General features: G+C 62.6%; 16 protein-coding genes. 9 read left to right on the top strand and 7 right to left on the bottom strand.

Annotation, left to right across the window (positions count from 1 at the left end):
- The 3 genes from AC1D05_RS25845 to AC1D05_RS25835 form a co-directional block, all read right to left on the bottom strand.
- Window positions 1-193, bottom strand: a 193-nt coding sequence (locus AC1D05_RS25845) for a transposase (RefSeq protein ID WP_477444545.1), incomplete at its 3' end; no start/stop codon positions are given.
- A 106-nt stretch (window positions 194-299) separates the two neighbouring features.
- Window positions 300-1421: an ABC transporter substrate-binding protein gene (locus AC1D05_RS25840; protein ID WP_027041645.1), complete on the bottom strand. Its 1122-nt coding sequence runs from the start codon at window positions 1419-1421 to the stop codon at window positions 300-302.
- 426 nt (window positions 1422-1847) lie between these two features.
- Window positions 1848-2114 carry an SEL1-like repeat protein gene (locus AC1D05_RS25835; RefSeq protein ID WP_010915070.1) on the bottom strand — a complete coding sequence of 89 codons (267 nt, stop codon included), beginning with the start codon at window positions 2112-2114 and terminating at the stop codon, window positions 1848-1850.
- Between the two features lie 438 nt (window positions 2115-2552).
- On the opposite strand from AC1D05_RS25835, the gene AC1D05_RS25830 reads away from it, so the two are divergent.
- The 5 genes from AC1D05_RS25830 to AC1D05_RS25810 all read left to right on the top strand — a co-directional run bounded on the left by AC1D05_RS25830 (window position 2553) and on the right by AC1D05_RS25810 (window position 6226).
- A complete protein-coding gene (locus AC1D05_RS25830) occupies window positions 2553-2894 on the top strand; it encodes a DUF2147 domain-containing protein (RefSeq protein WP_027041644.1) in 342 nt (113 codons plus the stop codon).
- Window positions 2895-3122: 228 nt separating this feature from the next.
- Entirely contained in the window at window positions 3123-3275 is a 153-nt protein-coding gene (locus AC1D05_RS25825) for a hypothetical protein (RefSeq protein WP_477444544.1), read from the top strand.
- Between the two features lie 39 nt (window positions 3276-3314).
- A complete protein-coding gene (locus AC1D05_RS25820; protein ID WP_477444543.1) occupies window positions 3315-3509 on the top strand; it encodes a hypothetical protein in 195 nt (64 codons plus the stop codon).
- Between the two features lie 116 nt (window positions 3510-3625).
- Window positions 3626-5089 carry an AMP nucleosidase gene (locus AC1D05_RS25815; protein WP_477444542.1) on the top strand — a complete coding sequence of 488 codons (1464 nt, stop codon included), beginning with the start codon at window positions 3626-3628 and terminating at the stop codon, window positions 5087-5089.
- Between the two features lie 126 nt (window positions 5090-5215).
- Window positions 5216-6226 (top strand): endonuclease/exonuclease/phosphatase family protein, encoded by a 1011-nt coding sequence (locus AC1D05_RS25810; protein WP_477444541.1) that lies wholly within the window; start codon window positions 5216-5218, stop codon window positions 6224-6226.
- A 57-nt stretch (window positions 6227-6283) separates the two neighbouring features.
- Here the strand turns inward: AC1D05_RS25810 and AC1D05_RS25805 are convergent, their stop codons facing one another.
- From AC1D05_RS25805 to AC1D05_RS25795, 3 genes are all read right to left on the bottom strand, one after another.
- Window positions 6284-6880: a DUF922 domain-containing Zn-dependent protease gene (locus AC1D05_RS25805; protein WP_477444540.1), complete on the bottom strand. Its 597-nt coding sequence runs from the start codon at window positions 6878-6880 to the stop codon at window positions 6284-6286.
- A 93-nt stretch (window positions 6881-6973) separates the two neighbouring features.
- On the bottom strand, window positions 6974-8653 hold the full coding sequence (locus AC1D05_RS25800) for an electron transfer flavoprotein-ubiquinone oxidoreductase (protein WP_477444539.1): 1680 nt from the start codon (window positions 8651-8653) through the stop codon (window positions 6974-6976).
- A gap of 63 nt (window positions 8654-8716) precedes the next feature.
- Window positions 8717-8875: a hypothetical protein gene (locus AC1D05_RS25795; protein WP_477444538.1), complete on the bottom strand. Its 159-nt coding sequence runs from the start codon at window positions 8873-8875 to the stop codon at window positions 8717-8719.
- Here AC1D05_RS25795 and AC1D05_RS25790 point away from each other — a divergent pair.
- The 3 genes from AC1D05_RS25790 (at window position 8874) to AC1D05_RS25780 (ending at window position 11406) form a co-directional block, all read left to right on the top strand.
- Complete coding sequence (locus AC1D05_RS25790; protein WP_477444537.1) at window positions 8874-9518, top strand: hypothetical protein; 645 nt, start codon at window positions 8874-8876, stop codon at window positions 9516-9518. The genes AC1D05_RS25795 and AC1D05_RS25790 overlap by 2 nt on opposite strands.
- A gap of 49 nt (window positions 9519-9567) precedes the next feature.
- Window positions 9568-10443, top strand: coding sequence for a uracil-DNA glycosylase (locus AC1D05_RS25785; protein ID WP_477444536.1), 876 nt, complete (start codon window positions 9568-9570; stop codon window positions 10441-10443).
- 150 nt (window positions 10444-10593) lie between these two features.
- Window positions 10594-11406 (top strand): helix-turn-helix domain-containing protein, encoded by an 813-nt coding sequence (locus AC1D05_RS25780; RefSeq protein ID WP_477444535.1) that lies wholly within the window; start codon window positions 10594-10596, stop codon window positions 11404-11406.
- On the opposite strand, the gene AC1D05_RS25775 is transcribed toward AC1D05_RS25780, so the two are convergent.
- Complete coding sequence (locus AC1D05_RS25775) at window positions 11407-12429, bottom strand: DMT family transporter (protein ID WP_477444534.1); 1023 nt, start codon at window positions 12427-12429, stop codon at window positions 11407-11409.
- Between the two features lie 148 nt (window positions 12430-12577).
- Between AC1D05_RS25775 and pepN the strand changes: the two genes are divergently transcribed.
- Entirely contained in the window at window positions 12578-15223 is a 2646-nt protein-coding gene (gene pepN / locus AC1D05_RS25770) for an aminopeptidase N (RefSeq protein WP_477444533.1), read from the top strand.
- The last annotated feature ends 128 nt before the right edge of the window (window positions 15224-15351 follow it).

Here is a 15351-nt window from a genome sequence, read left to right as displayed (position 1 = left end):
GAGCCTTGAACATCAAGGTCGGGTCGAGCGGCGGGCGGCCATTGTCGGGGCAATACAGCGGCGCGGTCAGATCGTGGATGAAGGAGAAATCGATCAAACGGTCGATCTTGCGCAACAGGTGATCAGCCGGAACCAACTGATCCAGCGTTACCATCTCGAGCGCGGTCTGTTCAGGGGCGGGTCGCTTCAACATGGCCCAGTGAATCAAAAACCCCCGGCAAATGCCAGGGGTTTGTCAGCAGTCTGAAATGGCCGGGATGAACCCGGCCATTTCTTTAGATATTTAACCGCCAGAGCGATTACTGCGCGATCGGCGCGTATTTGCCGTCATGCCACTGGTTGATGTCGTAGCTGGCATTCTTGAGGTCGCCCTTTTCGTCGAAGGTGACGTCGCCGACAACGGTGCTGATCGGCGTGCCGTTCTTCAGCGCTTCGGCAACCTTGGCCGGATCGTCGCTGCCGGCGCGCTTGATGCCTTCGGCGAAAGCCTGGACCACGGCGTAGGAGAACAGCGTGAAGCCTTCCGGCACGAAGCCGCCGGCCTTGATCTTCTCGACAGCGGCCTTGGCTTCCGGCTTTGCCTGCGGGTCCGAAGGGAACACGAACATGGTGCCTTCGCCAGCCGGGCCGGCAACCTGCCAGAATTCCGGCGAAGCGATGGAGTCCGGCATGATCAGCTGGAACTTGAGGTTCTGTTCCGCCGACTGACGCAGGATGAGGCCGGCTTCAGGATGGTAGCCGCCGAAATAGACGACATCGGCCTTGAGATCCTTCAGCTTGGTGACGAGCGCCGAATAGTCCTTCTCGCCGGGATTGATGGCGTCATAGTAGACTTCCTTGAGGCCGCCGGCGTTCATGGTCGCCCTGACGGCATCAGCCACGCCCTGACCGTAGGCGCTCTTGTCGTGCAGGACGACAACGTTCTTGCCGGCATACTTCTTGGCGATCCACGGGCCGATGAAGGCGCCCTGTGCGTCATCACGCGTATAGAGACGCATGATTGTCGGCCAGCCGGCCTTGGCGGCCGCGTCGGTCAGGACCGGGTTCGAGGAGGCCGGGCTCATCATCAGCGCGCCGGATTCGGCATAGACAGCCGAGGCCGGAATGCTCGAGCCCGAGCAGGCGTGACCGTCGATGAACTTGGTGCCGTTGGCTACAATGCGGTTGGCCACCGAAACAGCCTGCTTCGGATCGCACTGGTCGTCCTCGATGTCGAGCTTGATCATCGAGCCGTTGACGCCGCCCGCGGCGTTGATGGCATCGGCGGCGGCCTGTGCGCCCTGCTTGAACTGATCGCCGATGGTGGCGAGCTGTCCGGTCATCGGGCCGACCACCGAAACGGTGATGTCGTCGGCGAATGCGACCGGCGCACTCATCATCAGGCCGAAAATGGCCGCGCTCAAAATACTCATTTTTTTCATGATAATAGAACTCCTCCACTCACGCGCGGCCGCTCCGGCCGCGCTTCTTCTTAGAGAGGCGGGACAATTTCATCCTTCATTGGGCCTGTCTAGGCGCATCGGCACCGCTCGATTGGGCCTGCGAGGCGTCATCCACGCAAAAAAGCCACGCCAGCCTTGTTCCGGCTGGTCGTGGCTTTTTTGCCTGTCGGGCTGTTTCCCCAGCGCCCCCGCGCCGCGAAACCCAACGTCGCCTTCCCTGTCTTCCTGCTAACCATGATCTTTCCCGATTTGCGGGATCACGGTTCGTCGCACGGCTTGGACCTGTCGGCCTGCCGCATTCTTGTTGTTGATGGCCCGTGGCCTGGCTGTCTGCGCAGCCTTATCCCTGTTTTGGCCCGACCGTCTTGGAGCGGTCTTGGCCGGAGCGTCCCCGTCCGACGGAACTCAGTGCATGGTCATCCATTCGCGGGCTTCGCGCAGCGCCTTGGCGATCTCGACCTTCGACATGGCCGCCGACAGTTCCGAGCGCAGCTCCGCGGCGCGGGCCGAGCCCTTGATGGCGGCGATGTTGAACCATTTGTGGGCGGCAACGACGTCGGTCTCGCAGTCGCGGCCGGTCGCATACATCATGCCCAGTTCGAAAAGAATGTCGGCCTGGGCAGTTGCCCCCATGGCGCCGAAACCTGCTTCAAGCATTTCAAAACGTGCCATTTTAGTCCCCTGTCTGGCTCCCGAGAGCTGCCTCCGTTTGTCTTGTCCGGGCCGCTCTTTCGATGCTTTCGAGAATGCCGATCAGGGTTGAATCCGTCGTTAAATGGCGTGCTTAATTTGAAGAAAACAAAGCTAAAACAAGAGGTAAACGCGCAAATTCGTTAAGGATACGAAGCCAGCAATTCAGCCGATTTGCGCCAAATTTGACGAAAATTTTCGCGGGCGGAATCAACACTCCGCTAACCACGGGAAACAAACACGCTGCGCCGGTCGTTTTCATTTCCTCTGCGACAAGCCGGATTCTGGCGCTTTCAGAATCCCAAACTCTTCCCTTGCGGCACCGCTTTTGTTTTTTTGGGAGCTGCATTAGCTTACGTTTGCGTAAGCGGCAGACCGGCGAGGCGGAGAATTCGGCCGGATATCCAAAGGGAGCAAGACATGTTTCGAAAAGTGAGCCTGGCTCTTGCAGCCACATTGATCATGGCGGGTGCGGCGTGGGCCGATCCGATCGAAGGCAACTGGAAGACGCAAGCCGGCGACACCGCCGCCATTTCAGGCGGCGGCTCGTTTTCCATCACGCTCAAATCAGGAAAATATGCCGGCAAGACCATCGGCTCGCTGAAGGCGGCCGGCGACAACAAATATGCCGGCAGCATCACCGATCCGGCGAACGACAAGACCTATTCGGGCAAGGCGACATTGTCGGGCACCTCGCTGAAGATGAGCGGCTGCGTGCTCGGCGGACTGATCTGCAAGAGCCAGACCTGGCACAAGCTCTGATCGATCCTATCCTTATTCTTCATTCTTCCGACATGATGACGGGGCCTGGCGGGCCCCGTTTTCGTTTCAGCGGCACGTCGAGTATTGCCCTGCTGCCGGTCACCGCGCAGCCGGCGCCCCGCACGCACAGACCCCGTCAATCAATTTGAACCGCAGATGAACGTCGGCATCAGAGCCGGTTCAGAGGCGTTGGGGCATTCTCTCCCGTGTTGAAGGAGACACGACCCAATGCTTGCTCGCCGCTTCACCATCGTCTGCCTGCTGATGAGCCTGTTTGGAATGTTCTTCGCCATCCTCGTCGCCGAAGCGGGCCGTCCTGCCCGCGCCTGGAACAAAGCCAGTTCCTGCCAATTCGATTGCGTGAACCATTTTCGCCGCTGAGGCGACAAAGACACAGATCCAAAGAGAAGAGCAAAAGCCATGAACCGCATCGCCGCCAATACCCTACAGACGCTTCGGCTCCTGCCGCGGGCGGTGCTTGTCCTGATGCTTCTGGCCGCTCCGGTTCTGGCGGTGCCGATGATGCGCGCCGATGCCGGCTCGACGATCGAGGCGCCGGCGCTGAAGAAGTCGGGCGTGGGTTTCGTCCTGCTGGTCAGCCTGCAGCGGGGATAAAGAAAATTGGCGCTTTGGGCGCCTTAGACAGCGACACCCCTCCCAACCGCCCGTCCAAGTCTCTATATTGAGTCATGGAAAAGCGAATCTATCCCCAAGCCATCGAATCAGTCGTCATGCCCGAGCCTTTTGGCCGGCAAAGCTTTGACAAAGCCGAAAAAGCCGTCGCCGCGCTGCAGCTGCTCTACGACCGCAACACCAAGTTTCTGCGCGACTCCTTTGCGGCGCTTGCCGCGGCGGGCGGCGACAACGGCAAACGCTACCGCGCCTTCTATCCCGAGATCGGCGTCACAACCAATTCGTTCACCCAGATCGACTCGCGTCAGGCCTATGGCCACATGCCGACGCCGGGGCATTTTTCGACCACGATCACCCAGCCGGCTCTGTTCGAAAGCTATCTGGTCGAGCAGTTGCGCCTGATCATGCGCAATCACGGGGTCGCGGTCACGGTGTCGGAATCGACCACGCCCATCCCGCTGCATTTCGCCTTCCTCGAGGGCACCCATGTCGACGGCGCGGCGGCCGAACGCATCAAGCGACCGATCCGCGACCTGTTCGATGTGCCCGACCTCGACGGCACCGATGACCAGATCGCCAACGGCACCTTTGAAGTGCCATTCGGCGAACCAAGACCGCTGGCGCCGTTCACGGCGCAGCGCATCGACTATTCCCTGCACCGCCTGTCGCACTATACCGCGACCACACCGCAGCATTTCCAGAACTTCGTGCTGTTCACCAATTACCAATTCTACATCGACGAGTTCGTGGCCCGCGCCCGAGTGCAGATGGCGGAAGGCGGCCACGGCTATGCCGAATTCGTCGAACCGGGCAATGTCATCACCAAGGCCGGACAGGCCGCGCCCAGCGAAGGCGTCGCGCCGCCGCGCCTGCCGCAGATGCCGGCCTATCACCTGAAAAAGCCGAACCATGGCGGCATCACCATGGTCAACATCGGTGTGGGCCCCTCGAACGCCAAGACGATCACCGACCATATCGCCGTGCTGAGGCCGCATGCCTGGGTGATGCTTGGCCATTGCGCCGGGCTGCGCAATACCCAGGCGCTCGGCGACTATGTGCTGGCGCATGCCTATGTGCGCGAGGATCACGTATTGGATGACGACCTTCCCGTCTGGGTGCCAATCCCGCCACTGGCCGAGATCCAGGTGGCGTTGCAGGAGGCTGTTGCCGAGGTCACCGGCCTGTCGGGTTATGACCTGAAGCGCATCATGCGAACCGGCACGGTCGCCACCATCGACAACCGAAACTGGGAACTGCGCGACCAGCGTGGACCGGTGCAGCGCCTGTCGCAGTCGCGCGCCATCGCGCTCGACATGGAATCGGCGACGATCGCCGCCAATGGTTTCCGCTTCCGCGTGCCTTACGGCACGTTGCTGTGCGTTTCCGACAAGCCGCTGCATGGCGAGTTGAAACTGCCTGGCATGGCGACCGAGTTCTACAAGCGGCAGGTGGCGCAGCACCTGACCATCGGCATCAAGGCGATGGAGAAGCTTTCGGAAATGCCGATGGAGCGGCTGCATTCGCGCAAGCTCCGGAGTTTTTCGGAGACGGCGTTCCAATAGGCGGCTGCGAGGCCGCGGCGAGGCAATTCGTCGTCTTGCTCAGGCCGCAATTTGACCGGTAAGCAGATCGAACGCAGGCGGCATCCAGCAGACACGACCTCAATGATAACAGGCGCGCGCTTGAAAATGACGGCTGGGTTGGCATTCCTGGCGATGACGGCACTGTCGGCCGCGCTGTTGGCCGGGTTCTTCGGCACGCTGCATCCGGCGTTCGATTCCTTCTCGCATTTCCGCATTCACTTCAGTGTGCTTATGGCGCTTCTGGCATTGCCGCTGCTTGCCAGCTCGTTCCGGCTGCAAGCGGCGGCTGGGCTGGTCTTTGCCATCGCCTGCCTGGCCACGACGGCAAGCGCCCTGCCGAGACCTTGGCCGCAGCCTGCGGTTGCCAAGCCCGCCGATCAGGCTGTCTACAGCCTGCTGCAAATGAACCTGCGCTTCAACAATCCGACGCCGAAGAAAGTGCTCTCGCTGATCGGCCGCACCAATCCGGACGTGATCACCCTCGACGAGGTGTCGGAGATGTGGACGACCGAGCTTGGCACCATCACCAGCGCCTACCCCTACCGTATCCTGTGCCCCTATCCGAACGGCATGTTTGGGGTGGCACTGCTGTCGCGCCGGCCGTTTGCCGCCGACACCGCGCCGCGCTGCGAGCCGCGCGGCGCGATGGCAACCGCCACCATCGACTTCGGCGGCATCAGCGTCGATGTCGCCGCGATCCATTTGAGCTGGCCGTGGCCGAAGGAGCAATACTGGCAGATCGGCGAACTGGCGCAGACACTGGGCGGGCTTGGCCCGACCGCGATCATGGCCGGCGACTGCAACGCCGTGCCGTGGAGTGCGGCGGTGCGGCGGGTCGCCGCACTTGGCGGGCTGACGCTCATGCCTTCGGCCGGCCCGACCTGGATACACCGGACACTGCCCGACGTCCTGCGCCGCTATGCAGGCCTGCCGATCGACCAGGTGTTCAGCAAGGGCGGGTTGACCATCCTGTCTTCGACCCGGCTGGAGGACACCGGCTCCGACCATCTGCCGGTGCTGGTCGAGTTCACGCTAAGGCCTGACGACAAGCAGCCTGAGAATGGGCACGCCACAGCGCTCGCGGCGAGCGATTTGCCGTCCAAGCCCCACGGCTAACGCGTTCAATCGAGCGGAGCACGCGCGCCGCAACGAGACGGCGAACGGATTGTTCGTTCAAGGTTTTCCGATCAAGGCAGCGATCAGATGTTCGACATGGCCGCCATTGCTGTGCTCGCGCCGATCGAAGGCGATTTGTTTGGCCTCGTATTCGGCATAGACAGCCTTGATGCGCTGCTGCGCCTCGCGGCGCGTCTTGTAGCAAGACGGGTCGTTGGCCACCCGCAGGCCGGTTATCGACCGTTCCGTGGCGCGCATCATCTCCCTGGCGATGCGTCCATGAGTTTCCTCATGGGCGCGAACACCGGCGAAAAACCTGACCCAACGCCTTTTCAGCTCCGGCGTCGCGGGCGAGGCAAAGCGAGGGAAGGTGTAGAAGAGATTGAGCGTGCCATTGACACTCTGCATCCGGCAAAAGCCGTTGTCCTGACCGGCATTCAGGTTCCAGTCGACGGTATAGGCAGTTGTGGCGATGGCATGCGTCATGAAGCCGTGCCTGGGGCCTTTGCTGTCCATCGCCTCGACGAGGGCGGCGCCCGAACTTCCCGTAACGTCGTAGGTCCGCGTCTGGACCACCGCCCTGGTGCCGGCCAAGGCTTCTGGCGCACACAGCGCTCCAATAGTGACGAGGCATGTCAGAACGATCCGGCGCATCGGCCTTCTCCCCTATCCCTGGAGAAGGAACCATAGACCGGTGGCCGTTTCAACGGTTTTGCCGCCGGGCCCAAACCGCCCGGCGGCGCGAGGTCACATGCCCTGGTAGACCGGACCTTCGCCGCCCTGCGGCGGCACCCAGTTGATGTTCTGGTTCGGGTCCTTGATATCGCAGGTCTTGCAGTGGACGCAGTTCTGCGCGTTGATGACGAAGCGCACATCCTTGGCCGCCGGATCGGCGGCGGCGTTGCCGTCCTTGTCGACCCATTCATAGACGCCTGCCGGGCAATAGCGTGTCGAGGGCCCGGCAAAGACATCGTGCTCGGACCGCTTCTGCAGGTCCATATCGCCGACCAGCAGATGGACCGGCTCGTTCTCTTCGTGATTGGTGTTGGACAGGAACACCGAGGACAGGCGGTCGAAGGTGAGCACGCCGTCGGGCTTCGGATAGGCGATCTTCTTGTGCTGGGCGGCGGGCTCGAGCGTGGCATAGTCGGCCTTGCCGTGCTTCAGCGTGCCGAAGGGCGAGACGCCGAACAGCGTGTTCAGCCACATGTCGAGGCCACCGAGGCCGACGCCGACGATGGTGCCGAAACGCGACCAGAGCGGCTTGACGTTGCGCACCTTCTTCAAATCCCTGCCGATATCGGTCGCGCGCCAGGCTTCCTCGTAGGAAGTGAGCTCGTCATTGGCGCGGCCGGCGGCAATTGCTTCACTGACATGCTCGGCGGCCAGCATGCCCGACAGCACCGCGTTGTGCGAGCCCTTGATGCGCGGCACGTTGACGAAGCCAGCGGCACAACCCATCAGCGCACCGCCCGGGAAGGACAGTTTCGGCACCGACTGCCAGCCGCCCTCGGTGATGGCGCGCGCGCCATAGCCCAGCCGCTTGGCGCCCTCGAAGGTGCCGCGGATCGCCGGATGGGTCTTGAAGCGCTGGAATTCCTCGAACGGCGACAGATAAGGGTTCTTGTAATTGAGGTGGAGGACGAAGCCGACCGCCACCTGATTGTCCTCCAGGTGGTAGAGGAAGGAGCCGCCACCGGTCTTCATGTCGAGCGGCCAGCCGAACGAATGCTGGACCAGGCCCGGCCTGTGGTTCTCCGGCTTGACCTGCCAGAGTTCTTTCAGGCCGATGCCATATTTGCCGGGTTCGCGGCCATCGGACAGTTTGTATCTGGCGATCAGCTGCTTGGCGAGCGAGCCCCGCGCGCCTTCGCCGATGAGCACATATTTGCCCATCAGCGCCATGCCCGGCGCGAAGCCCGGGCCGTGCGTGCCGTCCTTCTCGACGCCCATGTCGCCGGTGACGACGCCGGTGACCGCACCTTCTTCATTGTAGAGCAGCCCAGCCGCGGCAAAGCCCGGATAAATCTCGACGCCGAGCGCCTCGGCCTTGGTAGCCAGCCAGCGGCAGACATTGCCGAGCGAGACGATGTAGTTGCCGTGATTGTTCATCAGCGGTGGCATGAAAATGTTGGGCAGGCGGAACGAGCCGGCAGGGCCGAGCACCAGGAAATGGTCTGCCGTGACCGGCGTCTTGAAGGGATGACCTTCCTCCTCGCGCCAGCCGGGCAGCAGCCGGTCGATGCCGATCGGATCGACGACGGCGCCGGAGAGGATATGGGCGCCGACCTCGCCGCCCTTTTCCAGCACGACGACGGAGAGCTCGGGATTGACCTGCTTGAGGCGGATGGCTGCAGCAAGGCCGGCAGGGCCGGCACCGACGATGACCACGTCGAATTCCATGCTTTCGCGTTCGATATCGCTCATCAACCCCTCCGCACTGGCTTGCCGCTGTTGCGTATCTTGCTGGCTCCTGCGCTGCATAGCGCATCAATTGGCGACAGGAAACCGGCGCAGACGTGACAATGCGGATTTGGCCAAAAAGTCGCGCATCTTGCGGAAGGGCAGCCGTTTGTGCCCGGCGAGCCCCACAGTGCTTGCGTTTTTTAATTGTTCGGCGGCTTGCTTATCGGCCATACTTCCCGCCATGCGCATTCCTGGGCCTGGCGGCTTTCCTTCGACGCGCTTTCTTTTCACGCCCGGCCGGGCCTGCCGGGCGATTCTTCTGGCCCTTCTGATGTCGGCACCGGGGCACGCCACAGCGGACGAGGTGAAAGTCTGGGCGACGGGCGCCTACTCCTTCTCCGACGAGCTTGGCGGCTTCCGCATCACCGGTGCCTCCGGCATCGGAACCAAGGAAGATCCGCTGGTCATCACCGAAGAGCTGAATTCGGCGACACCAGTGACGCTGACCATCCGCACGACCAAGCCGATCCAGACATTCGGCAAGGCGGGCGAGTTCGCCAACGGCATCATGTACATGCGCATCGACGTGCTCAACAACAGCGGCCAGGCCTGGATCGAATTCCAATTCGAGCTTCAGGAAATCCTGGATCAGCCGAGTGTGTTTGGAGACGGGCTCTCCTTCGACCAACGCAACAAGACGCCCGAGAACATCTGGTCGAGCAATTTCGCCGATTTCGACCGCGACTTCGAACCCTATGACCGGCTGCTGTTCAAGAATGGCAAGGTCGACCCGCTGAAGACCGCCAGCTTCGAGTTTCTGATGACCGATTACACGCCGCGATGGACTTTCTATCTGGTGCAGGACCCGCGCATACCGACGGGATAGGCCAGGCCCCAGCTTGCAAATTGCGGTCATGCGGACGAATGTGCGCACGATGACTGCCGCCTCCCCCAACAGCCCGACCGAAATTGCCGACATCCTGGCTTTCTATGCCAGCGCCGGCGTCGATGAGGCGCTGGAAGACGCCCCGGTGAACCGCTTCGCCGAGGCGGCACCGAGGCCTGTCGAGCGCGCGCCGGCACAGGCAGCGCCCCCTCGCGAAGACAAGGTGCCGGAGCGGCCAGCGGCTTCGCCCGGGCTGGATGCGAGCAACGTGCCGGATGCACCACCGGCGCGTTCATCGGTAGCCGCCGTGCCAGACGAAGCTCAGGCGGCGCTTGCGCGCCAGTTGGCAACAACGGCAACAACCCTGGACGAGCTGCGCCAGCATATGGCTGCCTTCGGCGGCTGCAATCTCAAGGCCACCGCCAAGAACCTGGTGTTCGCCGACGGCAACCCGCAGGCCGCGGTGATGCTGGTGGGCGAAGCGCCGGGTCGCGACGAGGACATTGAGGGCCTGCCCTTCGTCGGCCGTTCGGGCCGGCTGCTCGACCGCATGCTCGCCGCGATCGGGCTCGACCGCACCTCAGTCTACATCGCCAACGTCATTCCCTGGCGACCGCCGGGCAACCGCACGCCGACGCCGCACGAGACGGAAATCTGCCGGCCGTTCATCGAGCGGCAGATCGAGCTGGTCAATCCCAAGGTGCTGGTCAATCTCGGCGGCCCTTCGGCCAAGACCTTGCTCAACACGTCAGAAGGCATTCTCAGGCTGCGTGGCAACTGGCGTGTCCACACCACAGCCTCCGGCACCGCCATTCCGGCCATGCCGACGCTGCATCCGGCCTATCTGTTGCGCACGCCCGCGCACAAAAAGCTGGCGTGGCGGGATTTTCTCGAGGTGAAGGCTAAGCTGCGGTCACTCTCCTAGAGCAGTTCACGGAAACGCCGAACCGCTCTATCTCTTTGTTTCGACGCAATTCCGGACGGAAAACCGCTACGCACTTTTCCTGGAATTGCTCCTAGCGATAACCTCGCAGGTAATTGAAATGCCGTCCCTGTCAGCCTAACCATCCTTCCCATGACAACAGCCCAAACCTCCGCCGGCAGCCTCATTCGCGAATGGCGCACGCGCCGCCGCATGAGCCAGCTCGATCTCGCCATGGAAGCCGAAATCTCGCAGCGGCATCTGTCCTTCGTCGAAAGCGGGCGTGCCGCGCCCTCGCGCGATATGGTCTTGCATCTGGCGGAGCAGCTTTCGATCCCGCTGAGGCAGCGTAACCAGTTGCTGCTGGCCGCAGGCTTTGCGCCGAGCTTCGGCGAAAGGCCGCTCTCCGATACGACACTGGCACCGGCGATGGCGGCGGTCGAGATCGTGCTCAAGGGACATGAGCCGTTCCCTGCACTGGCTGTCGACCGGCACTGGAACCTGGTTTCGGCGAATGCCGCGATTGCTCCCTTCCTTGCGGATGTCAGCGAGGCTTCGCTGCTGGCGCCACCGGTCAACGTGCTCCGCCTCAGCCTGCATCCCGGCGGCATCGCGCCACGCATCGTCAACCTCGCGGAATGGCGCACGCACCTGCTCGAACGCCTCAAGCACCAGAACGACGCCAGCGGCGATCCGGTGCTGGTCGAATTGGAACGCGAGCTGCGCACCTACCCGTCCGGGCTGAAGGGCAGCAGGCCCATGCCTGTCGAGCCGAATGCGATCGTGCATCCGCTGCGCCTCGCCCATGGTGATCAGGTGCTGTCGTTCATCAGCACCATCACGGTGTTCGGCACACCGCTCGATGTGACCTTGTCGGAACTGGCGATCGAATCCTTCTTCCCGGCCGACGAACAGACAAGGGCTGTGCTGGTGCGGCTAGCCAAGGAGCGGAGCGAGCGATCCTGATTAGCCTTGTGGCAGCGTCACCTTGCGCGCTCGCTTACGCTCCAGTCCAAGTTGCCGCTCGCGCCAGATGATAAAGATGCCGGCGGCCACCACGATCACACCGCCGACCAATGTGCTAAGCGAGGTCACGTCGCCGAAAACGAAATAGCCGACGACGACGCCGAGGATCATCGACGTGTATTCGAATGGCGCCACCACCGAAGCCTCGGCATGGCGATAGGCCGAGGTCATCAGGATCTGGCCGAGGCCGCCGCAGAAGCCGGCCATGATGAGCAGCGCGGCTTGCGCCGGCGTCAGTGCTTGCCAGCCGAAAGGCAGCGTCAGTAGCGAGAGCACGCTCGCGGTCGACGAGAACCACAAGACGATGGTCGCCGTCTTCTCCGTTTGCACGAGATTGCGCACAAGCAGCATGGCGACAGCCGAGATCGCCGCGGCCACCAGCGCGGCCATGACGCCCAGGACCTCCTGGTCGTCCAGCCCTTCGTCGGAGTTGAGCAGGGTCAGCTCCGGCCAGGAAATGATCAGCACGCCGACAAGGCCAATGGCGACAGCGCTCCAGCGGTAGACGCGGATCGTCTCGCCAAGAAAGACCGAGGAGAACACCACGACCAGCAGCGGCTGTGCATAGTTCAGGGTGATCGCCTCCGGCAGTGGCAGCCTGGTGAGCGCGAAAAAGCCAAGCCCCATGGCGCCGACGCCGACGACGCCGCGCGCGACGTGGTTAAAGGGACGTTTGGTGACGAATGCCGTCGACAGCTGTCCCTTCAAAGCCAGGAAGGCAATGATCGGGAAGATGGCGAAGAAGGAGCGGAAGAAGACGATCTGCCCGGCTGGCACGTCGCCGGCCGCCTTGATGCAGGTTTGCATGCCGACAAAAACCGCGACGGAGACGATCTTCAGGGCGATGCCCCTTAGCGTACCGTGGCCGCCGGTTGTTTCTGGTTGAGCCCCGGCTCCTGATGTCACGCTGGTTATGCGTTCCTGATCGTTGCCTGTATGCCCGGCAACGCTGGCATTCAACATGCTTTAGCCGCGATGCCGCAAAGAAGGCCTCGATAGACCCTCTCGCAGTTTTGTCGAGGGACCGTTTCGTGTAAAGAGCGCGGACTTCAAATTTCTTGGACCAGCGGAACTATCCGCTCCCAAGGCAATCGACAGGAAAAACAACGGAATGCGCACGGACACCGGCCAGGTCTTCAAGCTCGAAGACTATCGCCCCAACGAATATCTCATTCCGCAAACCAACCTGACTTTCCGCCTTTCGCCAGAGGCCACAATCGTCACCGCAATACTGACGGTCGAACGCCGCGACGGCGCGTCCGCGTCGGCGCCTTTGGTGCTCGACGGCGACGGGCTGACGCTCAAGCGCATCGCGATCGACGGCAAGAAGGCAAAGCCGGCGGATCTGCTGGTGACGCCCGACCAACTCACCATTCTCAAGCCGCCGGCCGCGCGCCGCTTCCAACTGTTGATCGAAACCGAACTGGCGCCGGCCGACAACGAAGCCCTGATGGGGCTCTACCGCTCGAACAATGTCTATTGCACGCAATGCGAGGCTGAGGGCTTCCGCCGCATCACGTATTTCCTCGATCGCCCCGATGTCCTGTCGGTCTACACCGTGCGCATCGAGGCACTGCGCGACGAGGCGCCGCTGCTCCTGTCCAACGGCAATCCCGTCGACAAGGGCGATCTCGGCGACGGCCGGCACTATGCCGTGTGGCACGACCCCTTCCCCAAGCCGTCCTATCTGTTCGCGCTGGTGGCTGGCAATCTCGGCCGGGTTGCCGACAGTTTCGTCACCCTATCCGGCCGCGAGGTCGAGCTCGGCATCTATGTCGAGCCTGGCAAGGAGAAGCTCGCCGGCTACGCCATGGACGCGCTGAAGCGGTCGATGCAATGGGACGAAGAGGCGTTTGGCCGCGAATACGACCTCGACGTCTTCAACATCGTCGCCGTGTCCGACTTCAACATGGGCGCGATGGAGAACAAGGGCCTCAACATCTTCAACGACAAATATGTGCTTGCCGACCAGGAGACGGCGACGGACGCCGATTTCGCCAATATCGAGGCGATCATCGCGCATGAGTATTTCCACAATTGGACAGGCAACAGAATCACTTGCCGCGACTGGTTCCAGCTTTGCCTGAAGGAAGGTCTGACGGTTTTCCGCGACCATGAATTCTCCGCCGACCAGCGCTCGCGGCCGGTCAAGCGCATCGCCGAGGTACGCCTGCTGCGCGCGCATCAGTTTCCCGAGGATCAGGGCCCGCTGGCGCATCCGGTGCGGCCGCGCCGCTACCGCGAGATCAACAATTTCTACACGGCGACGGTCTACGAAAAGGGTTCCGAAGTGGTGCGCATGATCCGCACCATCCTCGGGGCCGACGCCTTTCGCGCCGGCATGGACCTCTATTTCGAGCGCCATGACGGCGACGCGGCGACGATCGAGGATTTCATCAAGGTGTTCGAGGATGCTTCGGGCCGTGACCTGTCGCAGTTCGCGCTCTGGTATCATCAGGCGGGCACGCCCAATCTGACGGTCAGTTCGACACACAATGCGGCCGCGCAGGAATTCACGCTCGAGATCGAGCAGTCGGTGCCGCCGACACCCTCCGAGAGCCGCAAGCGGCTGATGCATATTCCGCTCGCCTTCGGGCTGATCGGCGCCGGCGGCAAGCCTGTCGAGTATAGCGGCGTCGACGGCGCCAGTGTCGAGGATGGTGTCATCCATCTTCGCAAGCGCCGCCATATGGTGCGCTTCTCGGGCGTTGCCGAACGCCCGGCGGTGTCGCTCAATCGCGGCTTTTCGGCGCCGGTGACGCTGTCGGTCGAGCAGAAGGCCGACGACCAGTTCTTCCTCGCTCGCCATGACAGCGATGCCTTCTCGCGCTGGCAAGCCCTCAACACGCTGCTCACCGATGCGCTGATCGCAGCCTTCCGCGAGATCCTTGGCGGCAAGCAGCCTGTCTTCGCGACGCGGCTGACCGAGCTTGCCGGCAGCGTCGCCGGCGATGAGACGCTGGAACCTGCCTACCGGGCGCTGGCGCTAGCGCTGCCCGGCGATGCCGACATCGCCCGCGACATCGGCAAGAATATCGATCCCGACGCCATCCATGCAGCCCGGCAGGCCCTTGCGCTCGCGATCGCCACGGCCAATGGCGAGGCGTTTTCCAGCCTCTACCACAGCCTTGCCGACAAGACCGCCTTCCGCCCGGACGCGGCGAGCGCGGGACGACGCGCCTTGCGCAACACTTTGCTGGATTATCTCTCGCTGCTGCCGGATGGAGCGGCATTGGCCGCCGAGCATTTCCAGTCCGCGACCAACATGACCGACCGCGCGGCCGCACTTGGCACGCTCGCGCATCGCCACCATGGTTCGCCCGAAGCCATCAAGGCGCTGGCGGCTTTCGAGATGACTTATGGGTCCGACCCGCTGGTCATGGACAAATGGTTCCAGATTCAGGCCAGCGTGCCGGGGCCGCAGGCCGTGGACACGGTTCGGGCCCTGTCAGCTCATCCGGCCTTCTCGATAGCCAATCCAAACCGGGTGCGCTCGTTGATCGGCACCTTCTCCAGCGCCAACCAGACCGGCTTCCACCGCGCCGACGGCGAAGGCTACCGGTTCTTCGCGCAGACGGTGCTCGAAGTCGAAAAGCGCAACCCGCAAGTGGCGGCAAGGCTGGCGACGGCACTCAGATCGTGGCGTTCGCTTGAGCCGGGCCGGCAGTCCAAGGCTCGGGAAGCGCTGCTTTCGATCGCCAATGGCGAAAACCTGTCGGCGGATCTACGCGATATTGTCGAGCGGACGCTGGCCTAGCACCCCTTGCCTTCTCCCGTCCGGGAGAAGGCCCGAGCCGCCGCACCCCCAAAACCGATTATTTTAGTCGATTTTTAATCTTTTTTCGCCGGACCACTGGACAAGGCGAATCACGTTTGATTCTTTAC

Source organism: Mesorhizobium sp. P2_E9 (genome assembly GCF_056403815.1).
Note: the sequence above shows the minus strand (reverse complement) of the source record. Positions and strands in the feature narration are given on the sequence as shown.